The 14,770-nt window shown below is 71.6% G+C and carries 12 protein-coding genes; 8 read left to right on the forward strand and 4 right to left on the reverse strand.

From position 1 onward, the window contains the following. Nucleotides 1-5: 5 nt before the first annotated feature. The 6 genes from VN779_RS17435 to VN779_RS17460 are packed head-to-tail and all read left to right on the forward strand — an operon-like array spanning nt 6 to nt 5,766. Entirely contained in the window at nt 6-632 is a 627-nt protein-coding gene (locus VN779_RS17435; protein ID WP_325724585.1) for a DJ-1/PfpI family protein, read from the forward strand. Further along, a complete protein-coding gene (locus tag VN779_RS17440; RefSeq protein ID WP_325724587.1) occupies nt 629-2,509 on the forward strand; it encodes an AGE family epimerase/isomerase in 1,881 nt (626 codons plus the stop codon). Before VN779_RS17435 ends, VN779_RS17440 begins: the two co-directional genes overlap by 4 nt. Beyond that, nucleotides 2,506-2,844: an STAS domain-containing protein gene (locus tag VN779_RS17445; protein WP_325724589.1), complete on the forward strand. Its 339-nt coding sequence runs from the start codon at nt 2,506-2,508 to the stop codon at nt 2,842-2,844. The genes VN779_RS17440 and VN779_RS17445 overlap by 4 nt, the downstream gene beginning before the upstream one ends. Before the next feature lie 7 nt (nt 2,845-2,851). After that, the gene (glgX, locus tag VN779_RS17450) at nt 2,852-4,984 is read left to right on the forward strand and encodes a glycogen debranching protein GlgX (protein WP_325724591.1); all 2,133 of its coding nucleotides are present in this window, start codon (nt 2,852-2,854) and stop codon (nt 4,982-4,984) included. A gap of 18 nt (nt 4,985-5,002) precedes the next feature. Beyond that, complete coding sequence (locus tag VN779_RS17455; RefSeq protein ID WP_325724593.1) at nt 5,003-5,323, forward strand: STAS domain-containing protein; 321 nt, start codon at nt 5,003-5,005, stop codon at nt 5,321-5,323. Beyond that, nucleotides 5,320-5,766 carry an ATP-binding protein gene (locus tag VN779_RS17460; protein ID WP_325724595.1) on the forward strand — a complete coding sequence of 149 codons (447 nt, stop codon included), beginning with the start codon at nt 5,320-5,322 and terminating at the stop codon, nt 5,764-5,766. Before VN779_RS17455 ends, VN779_RS17460 begins: the two co-directional genes overlap by 4 nt. 80 nt (nt 5,767-5,846) lie before the next feature. Here VN779_RS17460 and VN779_RS17465 read toward each other — a convergent pair whose 3' ends face one another. The 3 genes from VN779_RS17465 to VN779_RS17475 form a co-directional block, all read right to left on the reverse strand. Continuing rightward, complete coding sequence (locus tag VN779_RS17465) at nt 5,847-9,020, reverse strand: type I polyketide synthase (RefSeq protein WP_325724597.1); 3,174 nt, start codon at nt 9,018-9,020, stop codon at nt 5,847-5,849. Nucleotides 9,021-9,245: 225 nt separating this feature from the next. Next, nucleotides 9,246-10,082, reverse strand: a complete 837-nt coding sequence (locus tag VN779_RS17470; protein WP_325724599.1) for a helix-turn-helix transcriptional regulator — start codon at nt 10,080-10,082, stop codon at nt 9,246-9,248. 113 nt (nt 10,083-10,195) lie between these two features. Then, nucleotides 10,196-10,885, reverse strand: a complete 690-nt coding sequence (locus tag VN779_RS17475; RefSeq protein WP_325724601.1) for an SDR family NAD(P)-dependent oxidoreductase — start codon at nt 10,883-10,885, stop codon at nt 10,196-10,198. 171 nt (nt 10,886-11,056) lie between these two features. On the opposite strand from VN779_RS17475, the gene VN779_RS17480 reads away from it, so the two are divergent. Next, complete coding sequence (locus tag VN779_RS17480) at nt 11,057-12,112, forward strand: hypothetical protein (RefSeq protein ID WP_325724604.1); 1,056 nt, start codon at nt 11,057-11,059, stop codon at nt 12,110-12,112. A gap of 11 nt (nt 12,113-12,123) precedes the next feature. Next, a complete protein-coding gene (locus VN779_RS17485; protein WP_325724606.1) occupies nt 12,124-13,464 on the forward strand; it encodes an IS701 family transposase in 1,341 nt (446 codons plus the stop codon). A gap of 109 nt (nt 13,465-13,573) precedes the next feature. Here VN779_RS17485 and VN779_RS17490 read toward each other — a convergent pair whose 3' ends face one another. Beyond that, entirely contained in the window at nt 13,574-14,770 is a 1,197-nt protein-coding gene (locus tag VN779_RS17490; RefSeq protein ID WP_325724608.1) for a PP2C family protein-serine/threonine phosphatase, read from the reverse strand.

Here is a 14,770-nt window from a genome sequence, read left to right on the forward strand (position 1 = left end):
CTGGGATGTCGGACATCGCGCTGCGGGAGGACGGGCCGCTGGCCGGCGCCCGGGTCGTGATCCTGATGGAGAGCGACTACGTCGAGCCGGAGATCTCCTACTACCAGCACCGGTTCGCCGAGGAAGGCGTGGCCGTCGATCTGGCCACGCGGCTGTGGGGACAGCGCGCGCTGACCTTCACCGGCCACGAGTACCAGGCGCCGATCACGGTCGAGGGGGATCTGGAGGCCCTCGATTACACGGCGCTGTCCAAGTACGACGCGCTGATCGTTCCGGGCGGCATGGTGGCCGACCGGCTGCGCTACAGCGAGAAGCCCGGCCGGCTGGCCCCGGCCGCCGAACTGCTGCGCCGCGCCTTCGCCCTGCCACGTCTCGTCAAGGGCCTGAACTGTCACGCGCTCTGGCTCGCGGCACCGGTGCCGCAGACGGTGCGCGGACGCAAGCTGACCTGCCACAACAACCTGTACTCGGATGCCCGGAACATGGGCGCGGATTACGTGGACGCCGACGTCGTCACCGACGGCGATCTGGTGACCGCCCGCAGCGCAGACCTCTGCCACCTGTTCGCCCGCCGCCTGCTGGACGCCATCGCGTCGCACCGGGGCGCCGCACCTTCCGGAGAACGCCGATGATCGACACGCCGCCCGCCCATCCGTGGTCCGACCTGGTGGCGGGTTACGTCACCGGGTACGAACCCGAGCGCGGCGTGCTCGACCTGCGCACCGCCGACGACGTCCCGGTGCGGGTGCATCTGGTCGGGGACATCACCGCCGAACTGGTGCGCAACCTGGGTGATCCGCGCGTCGACCTGTCCGGCCGGCTCGACGAGCTGCTCGTGCCCGGAGCCGCCCTGTTCGTGTACGGGATCTACTACCCGCGGCAGGGCGGCGCCGTATTCGAGGGCAAGAACCTGGTGTTCACCGGGACCAGGCCCGGGGAGTACGTGTTCGAACAGCAGGGCTGGTGGACCAGGCAGCTCGACGCGATCGCGGCGTTCTACCGAGGCGCGCAGTTCGGCACCGGCCCGGTCGACTTCCGCGACTACCGCACCATCCTGCGGCTGAGCGGGCACAAGACCGACCACCACGTGCAGGAAACCGACACCATCTCGCGCCTGGTCTACGGCATGGCCGCGGCGTTCATGCTCACGGGCAACGAGGACTACCTCGACGTGGCCGAGCGCGGAACCGAGTACCTGCGCGAGCACATGCGCTTCGTCGACCGGGAGAACGACGTCGTGTACTGGTACCACGGCATCGACGTCGAAGGCGAATACGAACGAAAGCTCTTCACCTCGGAGTTCGGCGACGACTACGACGCGATTCCCTGCTACGAGCAGATCTATGCGCTGGTCGGCCCGACCATGACGTACCGGGCCAGCGGCGATCCGGCGATCCTCGCCGACATCGAGGGCACGCTGCGGCTGTTCGAACGCTTCTTCCACGACGCGGAACACGGCGGCTGGTACTCGCACGTGGACCCGATCACGCTCAGCCCGCACCACGAGTCGCTCGGCCCGAACCGCGCCCGCAAGAACTGGAACTCTATCGGCGACCACGCGCCGGCCTATCTGATCAACCTGGCCCTGGCCACCGGCGAGCCGCGGCACATGGCCATGCTGCGGGAGAGCTTCGAGCTGATCACCCGGCACTTCCCGGATCCCGACGGCGGCCCGTTCGTGCGCGAGCGCTTCCACCGCGACTTCACCCCGGACCCGGACTGGGGCTGGCAGCGCGGGCACGCGGTGATCGGCCACAACCTGAAGATCGCCTGGAACCTGACCCGGATGAACGCGCTGGAAGCCGATCCGCGCTATCCGGAGCTGGCCCGGCGTATCGTGATGCGGATGCCTGAGGTGGGCAGCGACACCCGGCGCGGCGGCTGGTACGACGTCGTCGACCGCACGGCGGACCCGCGGCTCGGCGGCAGGCACCGTTTCGCCTGGCACGACCGCAAGGCATGGTGGCAGCAGGAGCAGGCGATCCTGGCGTACCTAGTGCTGGCCGGCCACGCGCAGCCGGACGGCTCCCGGGCTGACGGCGCGCGGCGGGGCAGCGCGCAGGGGGCTGAGTTCCTGCGGCTCGCTCGCGAGGCGCAATCCTTCTACAACGCCTTCTTCCTCGACCACGACGAGGGCGCGGTCTATTTCAACGTGCTGGCCAACGGCATCCCCTACCTGCTCGGCGACGAGCGGCTCAAGGGCAGCCACGCGATGAGCATGTACCACGCCTCCGAGCTGTGTTTCCTGGCCACCGTCTACGGCAGGCTGCTGATTCACGACCAGCCGCTGACCCTGTGGTTCCGGCCGCTGCCGGACGGCTTCGGCGCGGAGCGGCTGCTGCGGGTCGCGCCGGACGCGCTGCCGCCGGGCCGGGCCCGGCTGGAGTGGGTGGAGGTGGACGGCGACCCGTACCCGGCCTTCGACCCGGTAGCCATGACCGTCAAGCTGCCCGACTCGCGCACGAGGCTGACCGTCCGGGCGCATCTCGTTCCCGGCGGCGCCAGGTGAACCTCACGCAGCGCACCGCCGGAGAAGTCCTGGTGGTGAGGCTGGCCGGAGAACTGGACGGACGCGCGGCGCCCGCCGTGCAGTCGCAGCTGGTCGAACTGTGCGCCGCTGGCCGCAACGTGCTGCTGGACCTGGCCGGGCTGACCTACCTCTCCAGTGCGGGGCTGCGCACGCTGCTGCTGGCACACCGCTGGGCGCAAGCGGCCGGGCGCCGTCTCGCGCTGGCCGCGGTGCCCGACCGGCCCGCGGACGTGATGGCCGCGACCGGCTTCCTGGGTTTCTTCGAGCTCTTCGACGACATCGACGCTGGAATCAAGGCTCTGAACGGCAGGTGAGCGCGCGGTGACCGCGACGATCCCCTCGGGGCCGCGTATCGACGCGCACCCCACCCACCGCATCGCCGGGCTGGACGTCTGTCCGGGCCGGCCGCTGCCCTTCGGCGCGACGCCGGTAGACGGCGGCGTCAACTTCTCGGTGTACTCGAACCGCGCCGCCGCGATGACGCTCGTGCTGTACCAGCGCGGCAAACCGGCGCCGTTCGCCGAACTGCCGCTGCCGGACGCGTTCCGGATCGGCGGGGTGTTCGCGGTGACCGTGTTCGGGCTCGATTTAGAAGACCTCGAATACGGGTACCGCGCCACGGCGCCCGAGCAGCCTGATCCGCACGACCGCTTCGACGAGCGGGTCGTGCTGTGCGACCCGTACGCGCGGGCGATCACCGGAGCGGAGGAATGGGGCGTGCGGGCGCCCGCACAGAACCGGTTCCGGGCGCTGGTCCCGCCGGACGACTTCGACTGGGAGGGCGACAGGCCGCTGCGGATCAGAGACGCCGACCTGGTGATCTACGAGGCGCACGTGCGCGGCTTCACCCGGCACCCGAACTCCGGCGTGCGGCACCCCGGCACCTTCGCCGGGTTCGCCGAGAAGATCCCGTACCTGCGCGATCTCGGCGTCAACTGCGTCGAGCTGATGCCCGTCTTCGAGTTCGACGAAAGCGGCAATCCGCGCAGCGATCCCGCGACCGGGCAGCCGCTGCACGACTACTGGGGCTACAACACCGTCGGGTTCTTCGCGCCCAAGGCGTCCTACGCGGCCACCGGCCGGTTCGGCATGCAGGTCGACGAGTTCAAGAACCTGGTCAAGCAGCTGCACAAGGCCGGGATCGCGGTGCTGCTCGACGTGGTGTTCAACCACACCGCCGAGGGCAACGACCTGGGCCCGACGATCTCCTTCCGCGGCCTGGACAACCGCACGTACTACATGCTCAACGGCGACGGCCGCTACCAGAACTACAGCGGCACCGGGAACACGGTGAACTGCAATCACCCGGTTGTGCGCGGCTTCGTGCTGGACTGCCTGCGCTACTGGGCCGCCGAGTGCCACGTGGACGGCTTCCGCTTCGACCTGGCCGCGGTCCTCGGCCGAGGACCGGACGGGCGGCCGCTGGAGAACCCGCCGCTGCTCGAAGCGCTCGCGCACGACCCGGTGCTGCGTGACTGCAAACTGATCGCAGAGGCCTGGGACGCGGCCGGGCTGTATCAGGTCGGCAACTTCCCGGACTACTGCCGTTGGGCCGAGTGGAACGGCCGCTACCGCGACGCGGCTCGGCGTTTCCTGCGCGGCGAGCCGGGCCTGGCCAGGGAGATGGCCACCCGGCTTGTCGGCTCGCCCGACCTTTACGGCGGGCGCGGCGCGACCGCCTCGGTCAACTTCATCACCGCGCACGGCGGCTTCACCCTGCACGACCTGGTCTCCTACGAGCACAAGCGCAACGCCGCCAACGGCGAGGACGGCAGGGACGGGGAGAGCCGCAACCTGAGCTGGAACTGCGGCGCCGAAGGCCCAAGTGGCGACCCGCAGATCGCCGCGCTGCGCCGCCGGCAGATGCGCAACGCCCTGCTGGTGCTACTCACCGCGCACGGAGTGCCGATGCTGCTCGCCGGGGACGAGGTGGCACGCACCCAGCACGGCAACAACAACGCCTACTGCCACGACAGCGAGCTGAGCTGGTTCGACTGGGACCTGGTGGAGCAGGAGACGGACCTGCTGCGGTTCGTGCGCCGGGCGGTGGCCTTCCGCCGGGCGCACCCGGCGCTACGCCGGGCCGGGCACCCGATCGGTCAGGCCAACGGCACCCGCGGCGACCTGTTCCCGGACATGAGCTGGCACGGCGTCGAACCGTGGCGCCCCGACTGGTCGCACCACAACCGGCTGCTGGCCGCGATGTTCTACGACCGATTGCCGGACGGAGGGCACGACTGTGTGTACCTCGCCGTGAACACGTTCTGGGAGCCGCTGGATCTGCGGCTGCCCGAGCTCAAACCGCCCAGGCTGCGCTGGCACCGGTTCGCCGACACCGCGGCGGCGCCGCCCGAGGACGCCTTCGCACCCGGCACCGAACCGGAGATCCCGGACCAGGGACGGCTGCGAGTCGGGCCGCGTTCCACCGTCGTGCTCACGGCACGGCGGATCTGACCAACGGGAGTGAGTACCGTGCGATTCCAAGCGACCATCCACATCGACGGCGCCGTCGCGAGCATCCGGCTCACCGGAGAGCTCGACGCGCAGTCCGCGTCCACGTTCCAGGAGCTGATCGCCGACGCGGCTCAGGCCGGGGTCGGCCGGCTGGTGCTGTTGCTGCACGACCTGACCTACCTTTCCTCCGCGGGCCTGCGCTGCCTGGTGTTCGCGCACCAGAAGCTCGGGCCCGCGGTGGACATCGTGCTGGTCGGCGCGCGGCCCGAGGTGGCGGAGGTGATCACCATGACCGGCTTCGACAAGAGCGTGGTGATGTACCAGCCGGTGCTGCCGTGAGCGGTGCCCGACCGACCGGGCCCGGCTGCGCCGTGGACGAGCTGCGGCTGCCGCCGGGCCTCGCGGGCCTCGGCCCGCTCGCCGGCTTCGTCGCGAAGCTCGCCGACGCGGCGGGTCTGGGCGAGGCGCTCGCCTACCGATTGCGGCTCGCCGCCGACGAGCTGGTGACCAACGCGGTCTGCCACGGCCGAGCGCAACGGCCGATTCAGGTGTGCGGCGGCATCGACGGCGACCGGGTGTGGCTGCGGATCCGGGACGAGGGCCGGCGGTTCGACCCGAGGGCACACGTCGGGCGCCCGCTCGCGCCTGCCGCGTCGGGCACACGGGACGGCGATCCGGTCGGCGGCTTCGGCATCTTCCTGGCCATGCGCAGCGTCGACGAGTTCGATTATAAGTACATTGACGGTGCGAATCAGTGCACGCTGACGGTCTATCGAGACTGACCCCGCGCCGGAACTGAAATCGACGGATACGAGATCGGGGGCGCCCCGCAGGGCGCCCCCGATCTCACCGTGCTTATCCGTCAAGCGGCTACCGCGGGCTCCGGCTCGTTGTTCGCCGAGGCGACCAATTCGCGCAGGGTGCCGCCGTCGGAGAGCGCCTCACCGACCGAAAGCCGCACGCCGAGCGCGCGCTCAGCGCGGCGGCTGAGGTCCACCGCCATCAGCGAGTCGAGGCCGAGCCGGATCATCGGCAGGTCGGTGTCGACCTCGCCGGGCGGCAGCCGCAGAATGCCTGCCACCAGCTCGACGACGTGATCGAGCAGGTCCGCTCCGGCGGGAACGGTGAGCGCCGGATCCCCGGCGCTGGCGGCGTGTCCGGGTTCGGATTCGCGCGCGCCGAGCCGGACCGGCGCGGAGCGCGCGAAGAGCGGTTCCTGGCCTGTCGCTCCGGGCTCGGCCGCGGCCAGGGCATCGGCGCGGGCGGGCCGGCCGGCCGCGGTCGCGTTTCCGGCCGCCGCGGGAGCCACGCCGTCGATCGGCGCGCCCGGGGCGGCTGCCTCGGTCGCGAGCGCGTCGTCGATCCAGTAACGCTTGCGCTGCCACGGATAGGTGGGCAACGGCACGAAGGCGCCTTCGCCGTGGACCGCGGCCCAATCCACCGCGCAGCCGAACTCGAACGCGTCGCCGAGAGCGCTGAACAAGCTCGCCGCATCCCGGCGGCCCTGGCGCAGCGAGCCGACGATCCGGGCGTCGGCGCCGGCTTCTTCGGCGCAGTCGGCGAGCGCGGCGGACAGGATCGGATGCGGGCTCAGCTCGACGAAGAGCACGGGCCGCCGCTCCTCGGCGAGTTCCGCGGCGACCGCCTCGTGGAAGGCCACCCGCGAGCGCAGGTTCGCCGCCCAGTAATCCGCGTTCAGATCGGCGCCGTCGGTGCGGCGGGTGTGGACCGCGGAGCGGATCGGCACCCGGCCCGCACGGGGCCGGATGTCGACCAGCGCCGCGCGCAACTCGTCCAGGATCGGGTCCATCCGGGCGCTGTGCGAGGCGACGTCCGACCTGACGGTGCGCACGTGCACCCCTTCGAGGGACAGATCGGTCAGCAGCCGATCCAAGTCGTCGGCGTCGCCGGAGAGCACGGTGGCGCGCGGCGCGTTGGTCGCGGCTACTTCGAGGTCGGCGCCTCGCTCGGCGATCCGTCGGCGCACCTGCGCCATGCCGAGCTGCACCAAACCCATCGCGCCCTGTCCGCTGTATCGCCGCATCAGGGCACCGCGACGACAGACGACGGCCGCCGCGTCCTCCAGGCTCAGCGCGCCGGCGACGGTCGCGGCGGCGATTTCGCCGACGCTGTGCCCGATGACGGCGTCGGGCCGCACGCCCCAGGACTTCCAGACCGCGGCGAGAGCGACCTCCACGGCCCACAGCACCGGGTGCACCTGGTCCGCCGTTTCGAAGACCCGGGCCGAACGCAGCAGCTCCAGCGCCGACCAGCCCACCTCCGCCCGGATCGCCGCATCGCAGCGCTCGAACTCGGTACGGAAAACCGGGGACTCGTGCAGCAACCGCCTGGCCATGCCGGCCCGCTGGGAACCGGCCCCGGGGAAGACGAACACCACCTTCGGCTCGGTCCGCGCGGGCCGCACCGGGGCCTGCGACGTGGCCGCGGACCGCAGCTCCCGCAGTAGGGCGGCGCCCGAGTCGGCGACCAGGGCCAGCCGATGGCTCAGGTGCGAGCGCCGGCTGCCCGCGCTGTAGCAGATGTCTGCGACGGTCGGCGGTGCTCCCTTGGCCAGCAGCTGCTCGTAACGAGCCGCCAGCTCACGCAGCGCACGCGGATCGCGCGCGGAAAGCGGCAGCAGGTACGGCCCGTGTCGCCGGCTCGCGTTCCCGGATGACGCGGGCGCGGGAGCCTCGCCGAGAACCACGTGCGCGTTCTGGCCGGCAAGTCCGAAGGCGCTCACCCCGGCCACCGCCGGACGGCCGCCGGTCTGCGGCCACGGTCGAGCGGTGCCGGCCAGCTCGATCCCGGTCCACGGCACCCGCGGGTTGGGCGCGCTGGCGTGCAGCGTGGCGGGAATCCGCTTGTGCCAGAGGCTGAGCGCCGCCTTGATCAGACCGGCGATCCCGGCCGCGGCCTCGGTATGGCCGATGTTGCTCTTGACTGAACCGACCAGCAGCGGCCGGTCCGCTGGTCGTGCGTCGCCGAAGACCCGGCCGAGCGCGGTCAGCTCGGCCGCGTCGCCCTCCGCAGTGCCGGTGCCGTGCGCTTCAACGTAGTCCACGTCGGCCGGGGTCAGGCCGGCCCCCGCGGTTGCCCGCAGCAGCAAGTGTTCCTGGCCTGCGACGCTCGGCGTGAGGAAGAGGCCGTTGGAGGCCCCGTCATGCGTGGTCGCCCCGCCCAGGATCACCGCGTAGATCCGGTCTCCGTCCGCTTCGGCCCGCGCGAGCGGCTTGAGCACGACGACCCCGACGCCCTCGCTGCGGACGTAGCCGTCCGCGCTGGCGTCGCCGAAGTGGCAGCGTCCGCGCGGCGAGAGCACCCCGGACTGGGAGAGGATGACGCTGTCCGCGGGGTGGTTGACCAGGTTCGTCCCGCCGACCAGGGCCAGATCGATCTCGCCGGAACGCAGTGCGCCGCAGGCGAGATTCACCGCAGACAGCGACGAGGAGCAGGATGCGTCGAGCGTGACCGCGGGGCCGCGCAGGTCGAGGGCGTAGGCGACACGCGAGGAGATGCAGCCGGCGCCCTCTGCTCCGATCATCGAGTAGATGTCCCAGACCCCTGCGTCGCGCAGCGCATCCCAGTAGTGCGCCGTGGTCTGGCCGACGAACACTCCGGTGTCGCTTCCGGCCAGGCCGAGCGGCGGCGCGCCGGCGTCCTCGAGCGCCTCCCAGGCCACTTCGAGCAGCAGCCGCTGCTGCGGGTCCATCCGCGCGGCCTCGTAGGGCGAGATGCCGAAGAAGCCGGCGTCGAACAGGTCGATCCGGTCGAGGAAGCCGCCCGCGCGCGTGGCGATCCGGCCGGGCACTGCCGGACGCGGGTCGTGCCACAGCCCGATGTCGAAGCGCTGCGGCGGCACCTCGCCGACGGTGTCGCGGGCGCGGGCCAGCAGTTTCCAGAACGCATCCGGGCCGTTCGCGCCCGGAAAGCGGCAGCCGATGCCCACCACTGCGACGCGGTCCGCGGCAGGCGGCCGCCGACCGGAACGATGTCGCCGTGCGGTGAGCGGGTGGTCGAATTCGATCGTGCGCATCCGTGTCATGACATCCTCTTGTTTCCCCGAAGCCGCAGGCGCGTGTCTGCGGCTGACCCCGGGCACGGCCGGGGCCTTCGCGTCCGGCTAGCGGACCCGTTGAAAGAACGCCTGGTGGTACGGCGCGAGATGAGAGGAGTGTGGCATCGCGGTGCGGATGGTAACAACGGACAGCTGACGTAATCGAGGGCTGCGACGTGCGGCACCGCAACCGCCGGCCCAAGCTCAGGCGGAGCGGTACCGGCCGTCGGCCAGGTCGAGCACCGTCTTGGACCGGTCGCTGACCGGAACGTGCATCACGATCCCGAGGTCCTCGGCGCCGGCCAGGTAGGAGACCACGATGTGCATGTCGTGCACGCCGAGCTGCGGATGCCGCAGCCGCCTGATATGCGCGGTCTGACCACGCACCTCGTGCGACTCCCACCACCGGCGCACCGGCGGTCCCAGCGCCAGGATCTGGCCGACGAGTTCGGCGATGCGCGGGTCGTCCGAGCCGACCGCGCTGGTCGCCCGGAACCGCGCGATCAGGTCCCTGGCCTCGTCCTCCCAGTCCACGAACCGCTCCCTGGCGACCGGGTCGGACAGGATCCACAGCAGCATGTTGCAGCGCCCGGGCGGCAGCGCGTCGAAGTCGGTGAACCAGGTGCAGGCGGCGCTGTTCCATACGAACATGTCGCCGCGCTTGTCCGCGGCGTAGGCCGGTACCGGATCGACGGCGTCCACCAGGTCCTGCAGGACCAGGCGGGTGCGTTCGCCGGGCAGCTGCTCGCGGTGTCCGGTGCGGCCGATGGCGAGCAGGTGCAGGTAGCGGCGCTCCTCCTCGTCGAGGCCGAGCACTCTGGCCAGGCTGTCGGCGACCTGGGCGGAGACCTGGATGTCGCGCCCCTGCTCCAGGTATGCGTACCAGGAGGGGCTGAGTCCGGCCAGCACCGCGACCTCCTCGCGGCGCAGTCCCGGGGTGCGCCGCCGGCCCACCGGCAGGCCGCGCGACTCGGGGTCGATCGACTCGCGGCGCCGGCGCAGGAAATCGGCCAGCGCCCGCCGGCTGCTGTCGTTGACCATGGCTCACCCCCAGCCCGCGTGTATGGGTCCGATGGTGCCACAGGCGCTCACCGTCCGCGAAGAGCGCAGCTCGCACGGCTCACCGCGACTCCTCGAATAAAGGAACTGAGCCATCACCAGGGGATCCGGGCGCGGTCCCGGAAGAATCCCGCGGTCGGCCCGTCCTCCGGCAGGGTCGCCAGCCAGACCACGGTGTCCGCGCCTTCCGCCACGGAGCGCGGCGCGGCCTCGCCGCCCATCTCGGTACGCACCCACCCCGGGCACACCGCGTTCACCTTTACCGCGGGCGGCAGCGCCGCGGCGGCCACGAGTGTCAGGGCATTGAGCGCGGCCTTCGCGATGCCGTACCCGGCGGGCGAGGGCACGTGGTCGGTCATCGCGCCGCCGCCGGAGGAGACGTTCACGATCCGGCCGTAGCCGCGGCGCGCCATCGCCGGGGCGAACCTTTGAATCGTGCGGAAGGCGCCGAGCAGGTTGACCTCGATCGACTCGGTGAACTCGGCTTCGGACAGCCGCAGCAGCGGCGTGGTCGGGTAGACCCCGGCGTTGTTCACCAGCACGTCGACCGCGACGCCCGCTCGCTCCAGCCGGGCGGCACACGCGGACACGCTGTCCGGGTCGGCGACGTCCAGCTGTTCGCCGCGCACTGACAGCCCGGCGTCACGCAGCCTCTCGACCGCCGCCGCCGCGCGCTCAGGGTCGCGCGCCGTCAGCACGACGTCGAGGCCGGCGCGCGCCAGCTGTGCGCACACCTCCAGGCCGATGCCCCGGTTCGCCCCGGTCACCAGGGCCGTCACCGCCATCACACTCCCCCGTTCCGCGTGCTCCGGCTGGTGTTATCCGGAACCGGTTACTGCCGCTACCACCATAAATCCGCTCTGTATACCCCGGCGCGGCCGCCGAAGAATGGGACGCGACCCGCCAAGAGCCGGTCGCCGAAGCGAAGTCGGCCGACTAACCCAGTGGAGAGTGCCATGCACGTCACCGCCGCGCTCGCGGCCCTGCTCACGGGGCTCGTCCTCGTTCTGGCCACAGGTATGAGTGTACTGCGAAGCCTGGTGTCGTCAGACGAGCGGCCCGGGCGCATGGAGCTGGGCCTGGTGCGGGCGGCCGTGTGGTCGCTCAGCGCGGCGGAGACCCGGCTCGGCCGCCGTCCCACGGTGTGGCTGTCCAGGGGTGCGGGCCCGACGGTGCTCGCTGCGTTGCTAACGTGCTGGCTGATCGCGTTCTCCACCGGCGGGCTGCTGGTCGCCGAGGCGGCGGCCGGGCTTTCGGATCTCGACGGTCCGCTGCGTGCACTGGCCACCGGCAACGGGGCCGTGGGCTCAGCGCGGACGGTGATCTCGCTGACCTGGCTGGCGGACGGAATCACCGCCGCGCTGTGGGTGGCGCTGGTGGCACAGGTAGCCGACGCGCACCGCTCCCGCGAGCGGCTGGCGGCCCGGGTCGGCACGCTGGCACGCGGCGACATGGACGCCGAAGAGGTGATCGCGCTGCACGGCAGGTCCGGTGGCGCGGGTTCGCTGGGTCCGATGCTGGATGACTGGGGCGGCGCGATGACCGACCTGATGCGCTCTCACGCCACCCACCCGGTGCTGCTGATCATGCCGATCTCCCGCCGCACGCCGTGCTGGATACGGGCCCTGGCGATCGCGTTGGACGTCGCCGCGCTGCTGGACGCGGCGCTGCCCGCGACGGCTCCGCCGCGCACCCGCGCGATCCTGCGCGCCGGATGCGAGACGGCGCAGTCGCTCGTGCGCACCCTCGGCGTACCGGTGCGGCCGGTCGATGCCAGCCTGCACGGCCGCGAGGGCCGCACCTTCGACCAGACCGTGTCCATCATCCGCGGCTCCGGGCTGCCGGTGCGCTCCGACCTGGCCGCGGTCTACCGGGATTTCCAGCAGTGGCGCCTGGGCTACGGGCCGCACCTGACCGCGCTCGCGGTACAGCTGCGCTCCGAGAAGCCGATCGCGCCGACCAGCCAGTACTCGCACGCCGCGCCGCTCGCGGGGGCGGGCGCCGTCCGCTAGAGGGGAGTGCCATGCACGAGTGGTATCCGGAGCCGGCCTCGGCGAGGTCGGACCCGGTCAACGCTTACTGCGACGAGCTTTTCGCCACGCTCGCCCGGTCCGACCAGCGCCGCTGGGCGACGGTTTACCTGAGAGGCCTGCTCGGGCTTGCGGGGCGCAAGAGTCTGCGACGCATTTCAGAATACGTACTTGGGCACAGCGCGGTGCAGTCGCTCCAGCAGTTCGTCAACCAGAGCCCGTGGGAGGACGACGGGGTGCGCCAGGCGCTGGCCCGGCTGGTCTCAGCGCGGATGGCGCCGCGGGCCTGGGCCGTCGAGGAGGTGGTCTTCCCGAAGCACGGCCGCTACTCGGCCGGCGTCGCGCGGCAGTTCGTGCCGTCCACAGGACGGGTGGAGAGCTGCCAGCTCGGCCTGTCGGTGAGCCTGACCGACGGCACGGCGAGCGTGCCGGTGGACTGGCGGCTGGTGCTGCCACGGCAGTGGGATGACGACGCGTCCCTGCGGGCCGGTGCACACTTGCCCGCGGAGCAACGGCACCGGTCGAAAGTCCAGCTCACGCTCGACACGCTCGACGGACTCGTGACCGACTGGAGGCTGCGCCCGGCACCGGTGCTGCTGGACGCCCGGTACGAGCGGGACCTTCCGGCACTGATCCGCGGCCTCGAGGAGCGCGGTCTCGGCTATCTGGTGGAGGTCGGCGAGGACAGCCAGCTGCCCGTGGCGGCACGCTTCCGGCCGGCCGCGCCGTCCGCGCTACCTCACAGCGCGCATCGCGGGGTTCTGGTCGGCGCGGGTTTCGCGGGGACATCCGCGCCACCGAGGCCGACCGCACCGGCCGGTATGCGTGAACTGATTCGGCAATCGGCCGGCGGGCCGGCCGACGCGGTGCCGCTACACCGGTTGACGGTGGCCGAGGCCGTCCGCGGCGCGGGAACAGAAACGGGTCGGGCGACAATGGCCTGGCGGGAAGGCATCGAGGGCCGGTTGCAGTCCTCGCAGTTCCTGGTGGTGCAGCTTCCCGCGGCGCATGATCCAGCCCGGCGCCTCAGCTCGGCGCCGCGCCGCCTGATCATGCAGTGGCCGGCCGGCCGGCCGCGGCCGCGCGCCTGCTGGCTGACGAACCTGTCCGGGCGGGTGCTGCCCGAACTGATCGGCCTGGCGAAAATGCGCTGGCGGCCACAGTACGACCTGAACCGGATGCGCGAGGAGTTCGGGCTGACCGATTTCGAGGGCCGCTCGTTCCGCGGCTGGCATCACCACGTGACGCTGGTCTCGGCAGCGTACGGATTCCACTGCCTCGAACGCTTGGAGGCGCGAAGGGCGGCGGGCGAGCCGTACCTGCCGGCGGCATAGCCGGCCAGAAAACCTCCCTGGCGTGTGCTTGTCACGCGTGAGCGGACCGGAGCAATGATCCGGTCCGCTCACATGTGCCCCTGGTGGTCGAAGGGCTCGAAGCCAAGTCCTAATCCTCTCGCCGCACCGCAAAGAGGGTTATGTCGTCGGACTGGTCGGCCACGCCGGTGTGCTTTTGCACGCGCGCCTCGATCCGGTCGAGCAGCGCCGCGCTGTCCGTGACCGGTGGAAGCAGTTGTGCCAGCAGCCGTCGCTCACCGAAGAAGCGTCCGGCCGCGTCGCGCGCCTCGGTGACCCCGTCGGTGAAAAGCAGCAGCGAGTCGCCGCGCTCCAGGCGGACCGTGGCCGGCCGGTAGCTGCCGTCCGGGTCGAGCCCGACCGCCGGGCCGGTCAGGCTGAGGTGCTCAAGCGCTCCCCCGCGACGGCGCAGCACCGGTGGGTTGTGCCCGCCGTTGACGTACGTCAGCTCTCCGCTCTCCAGTTCGAGCATGCCGAAGAACACCGTGGCGAAATAGCCCTGGTGCCGGTGGTGACGCGCCATGTAAGCGTTCGTGCTCGCGATGGCGTGCGTCACCGGATCGCTTACCGTCTCCATCGTCGATGAATCCTCCGGTACCGCGCAGAGCAGCCCGGGCTGTGAGACGTGCCGTAACAGGGTTCTTACCAGCGCGGTGAACAGCGCCGCACCGACGCCCTTGTCGCAGACGTCTGCGATCGCCAGGAAGACCCGGCGGCCCTGGTCGGCGGAGAAGGCGTCGTAGAAATCGCCGGCCACGTGCCGAGCGGGACGGAACCTGACCGCCAGATCCCAGCCCGCGGCCGCAGGCAGGGACGCGGGCAGGAATCCGGCCTGGATCTCCCGGGCGATGCTCAGCTCCCGTTCGAGCTCGCGCAACTGTGCGTCGTGCTCCATCCGCACCAGTGTGGCCGCCATAGCCCGGCGCTCCGCCGTACACACCAGCTGCGCGCGGATCAGCGGACCGCGGAACGGCGGCACGAGATAGTGCAGCCCTGCGCCGACGCACTCCTCCAGCGCGGCGAGCGTCCCGTCCAGATAGACCATGATCGCGGGCGGGCGCGAGGCTCGGGCGGCGAGAGCGCACAGCCGCCGCACCCGCTGGGCGCCGAGCGAGGCCGGCAGCAGCGCGAGGTCGGGCGCCTCGGGCCCGGTGAGCGGGTCGAGGGCGGAGTGCTCGCTCACATGCCGGAATTGGATCCCGTCGGCACGCAGCGCTCCCGCGAGGTCGGCGACCGCGCGGGAGCGCTGCGCGTCGGCGGTGACGATCACCGCGGACAGCTCATCCAT

The organism is Actinocrinis sp., assembly GCF_035605935.1.
Classification (GTDB): Bacteria; Actinomycetota; Actinomycetes; order Streptomycetales; family Catenulisporaceae; genus Actinocrinis.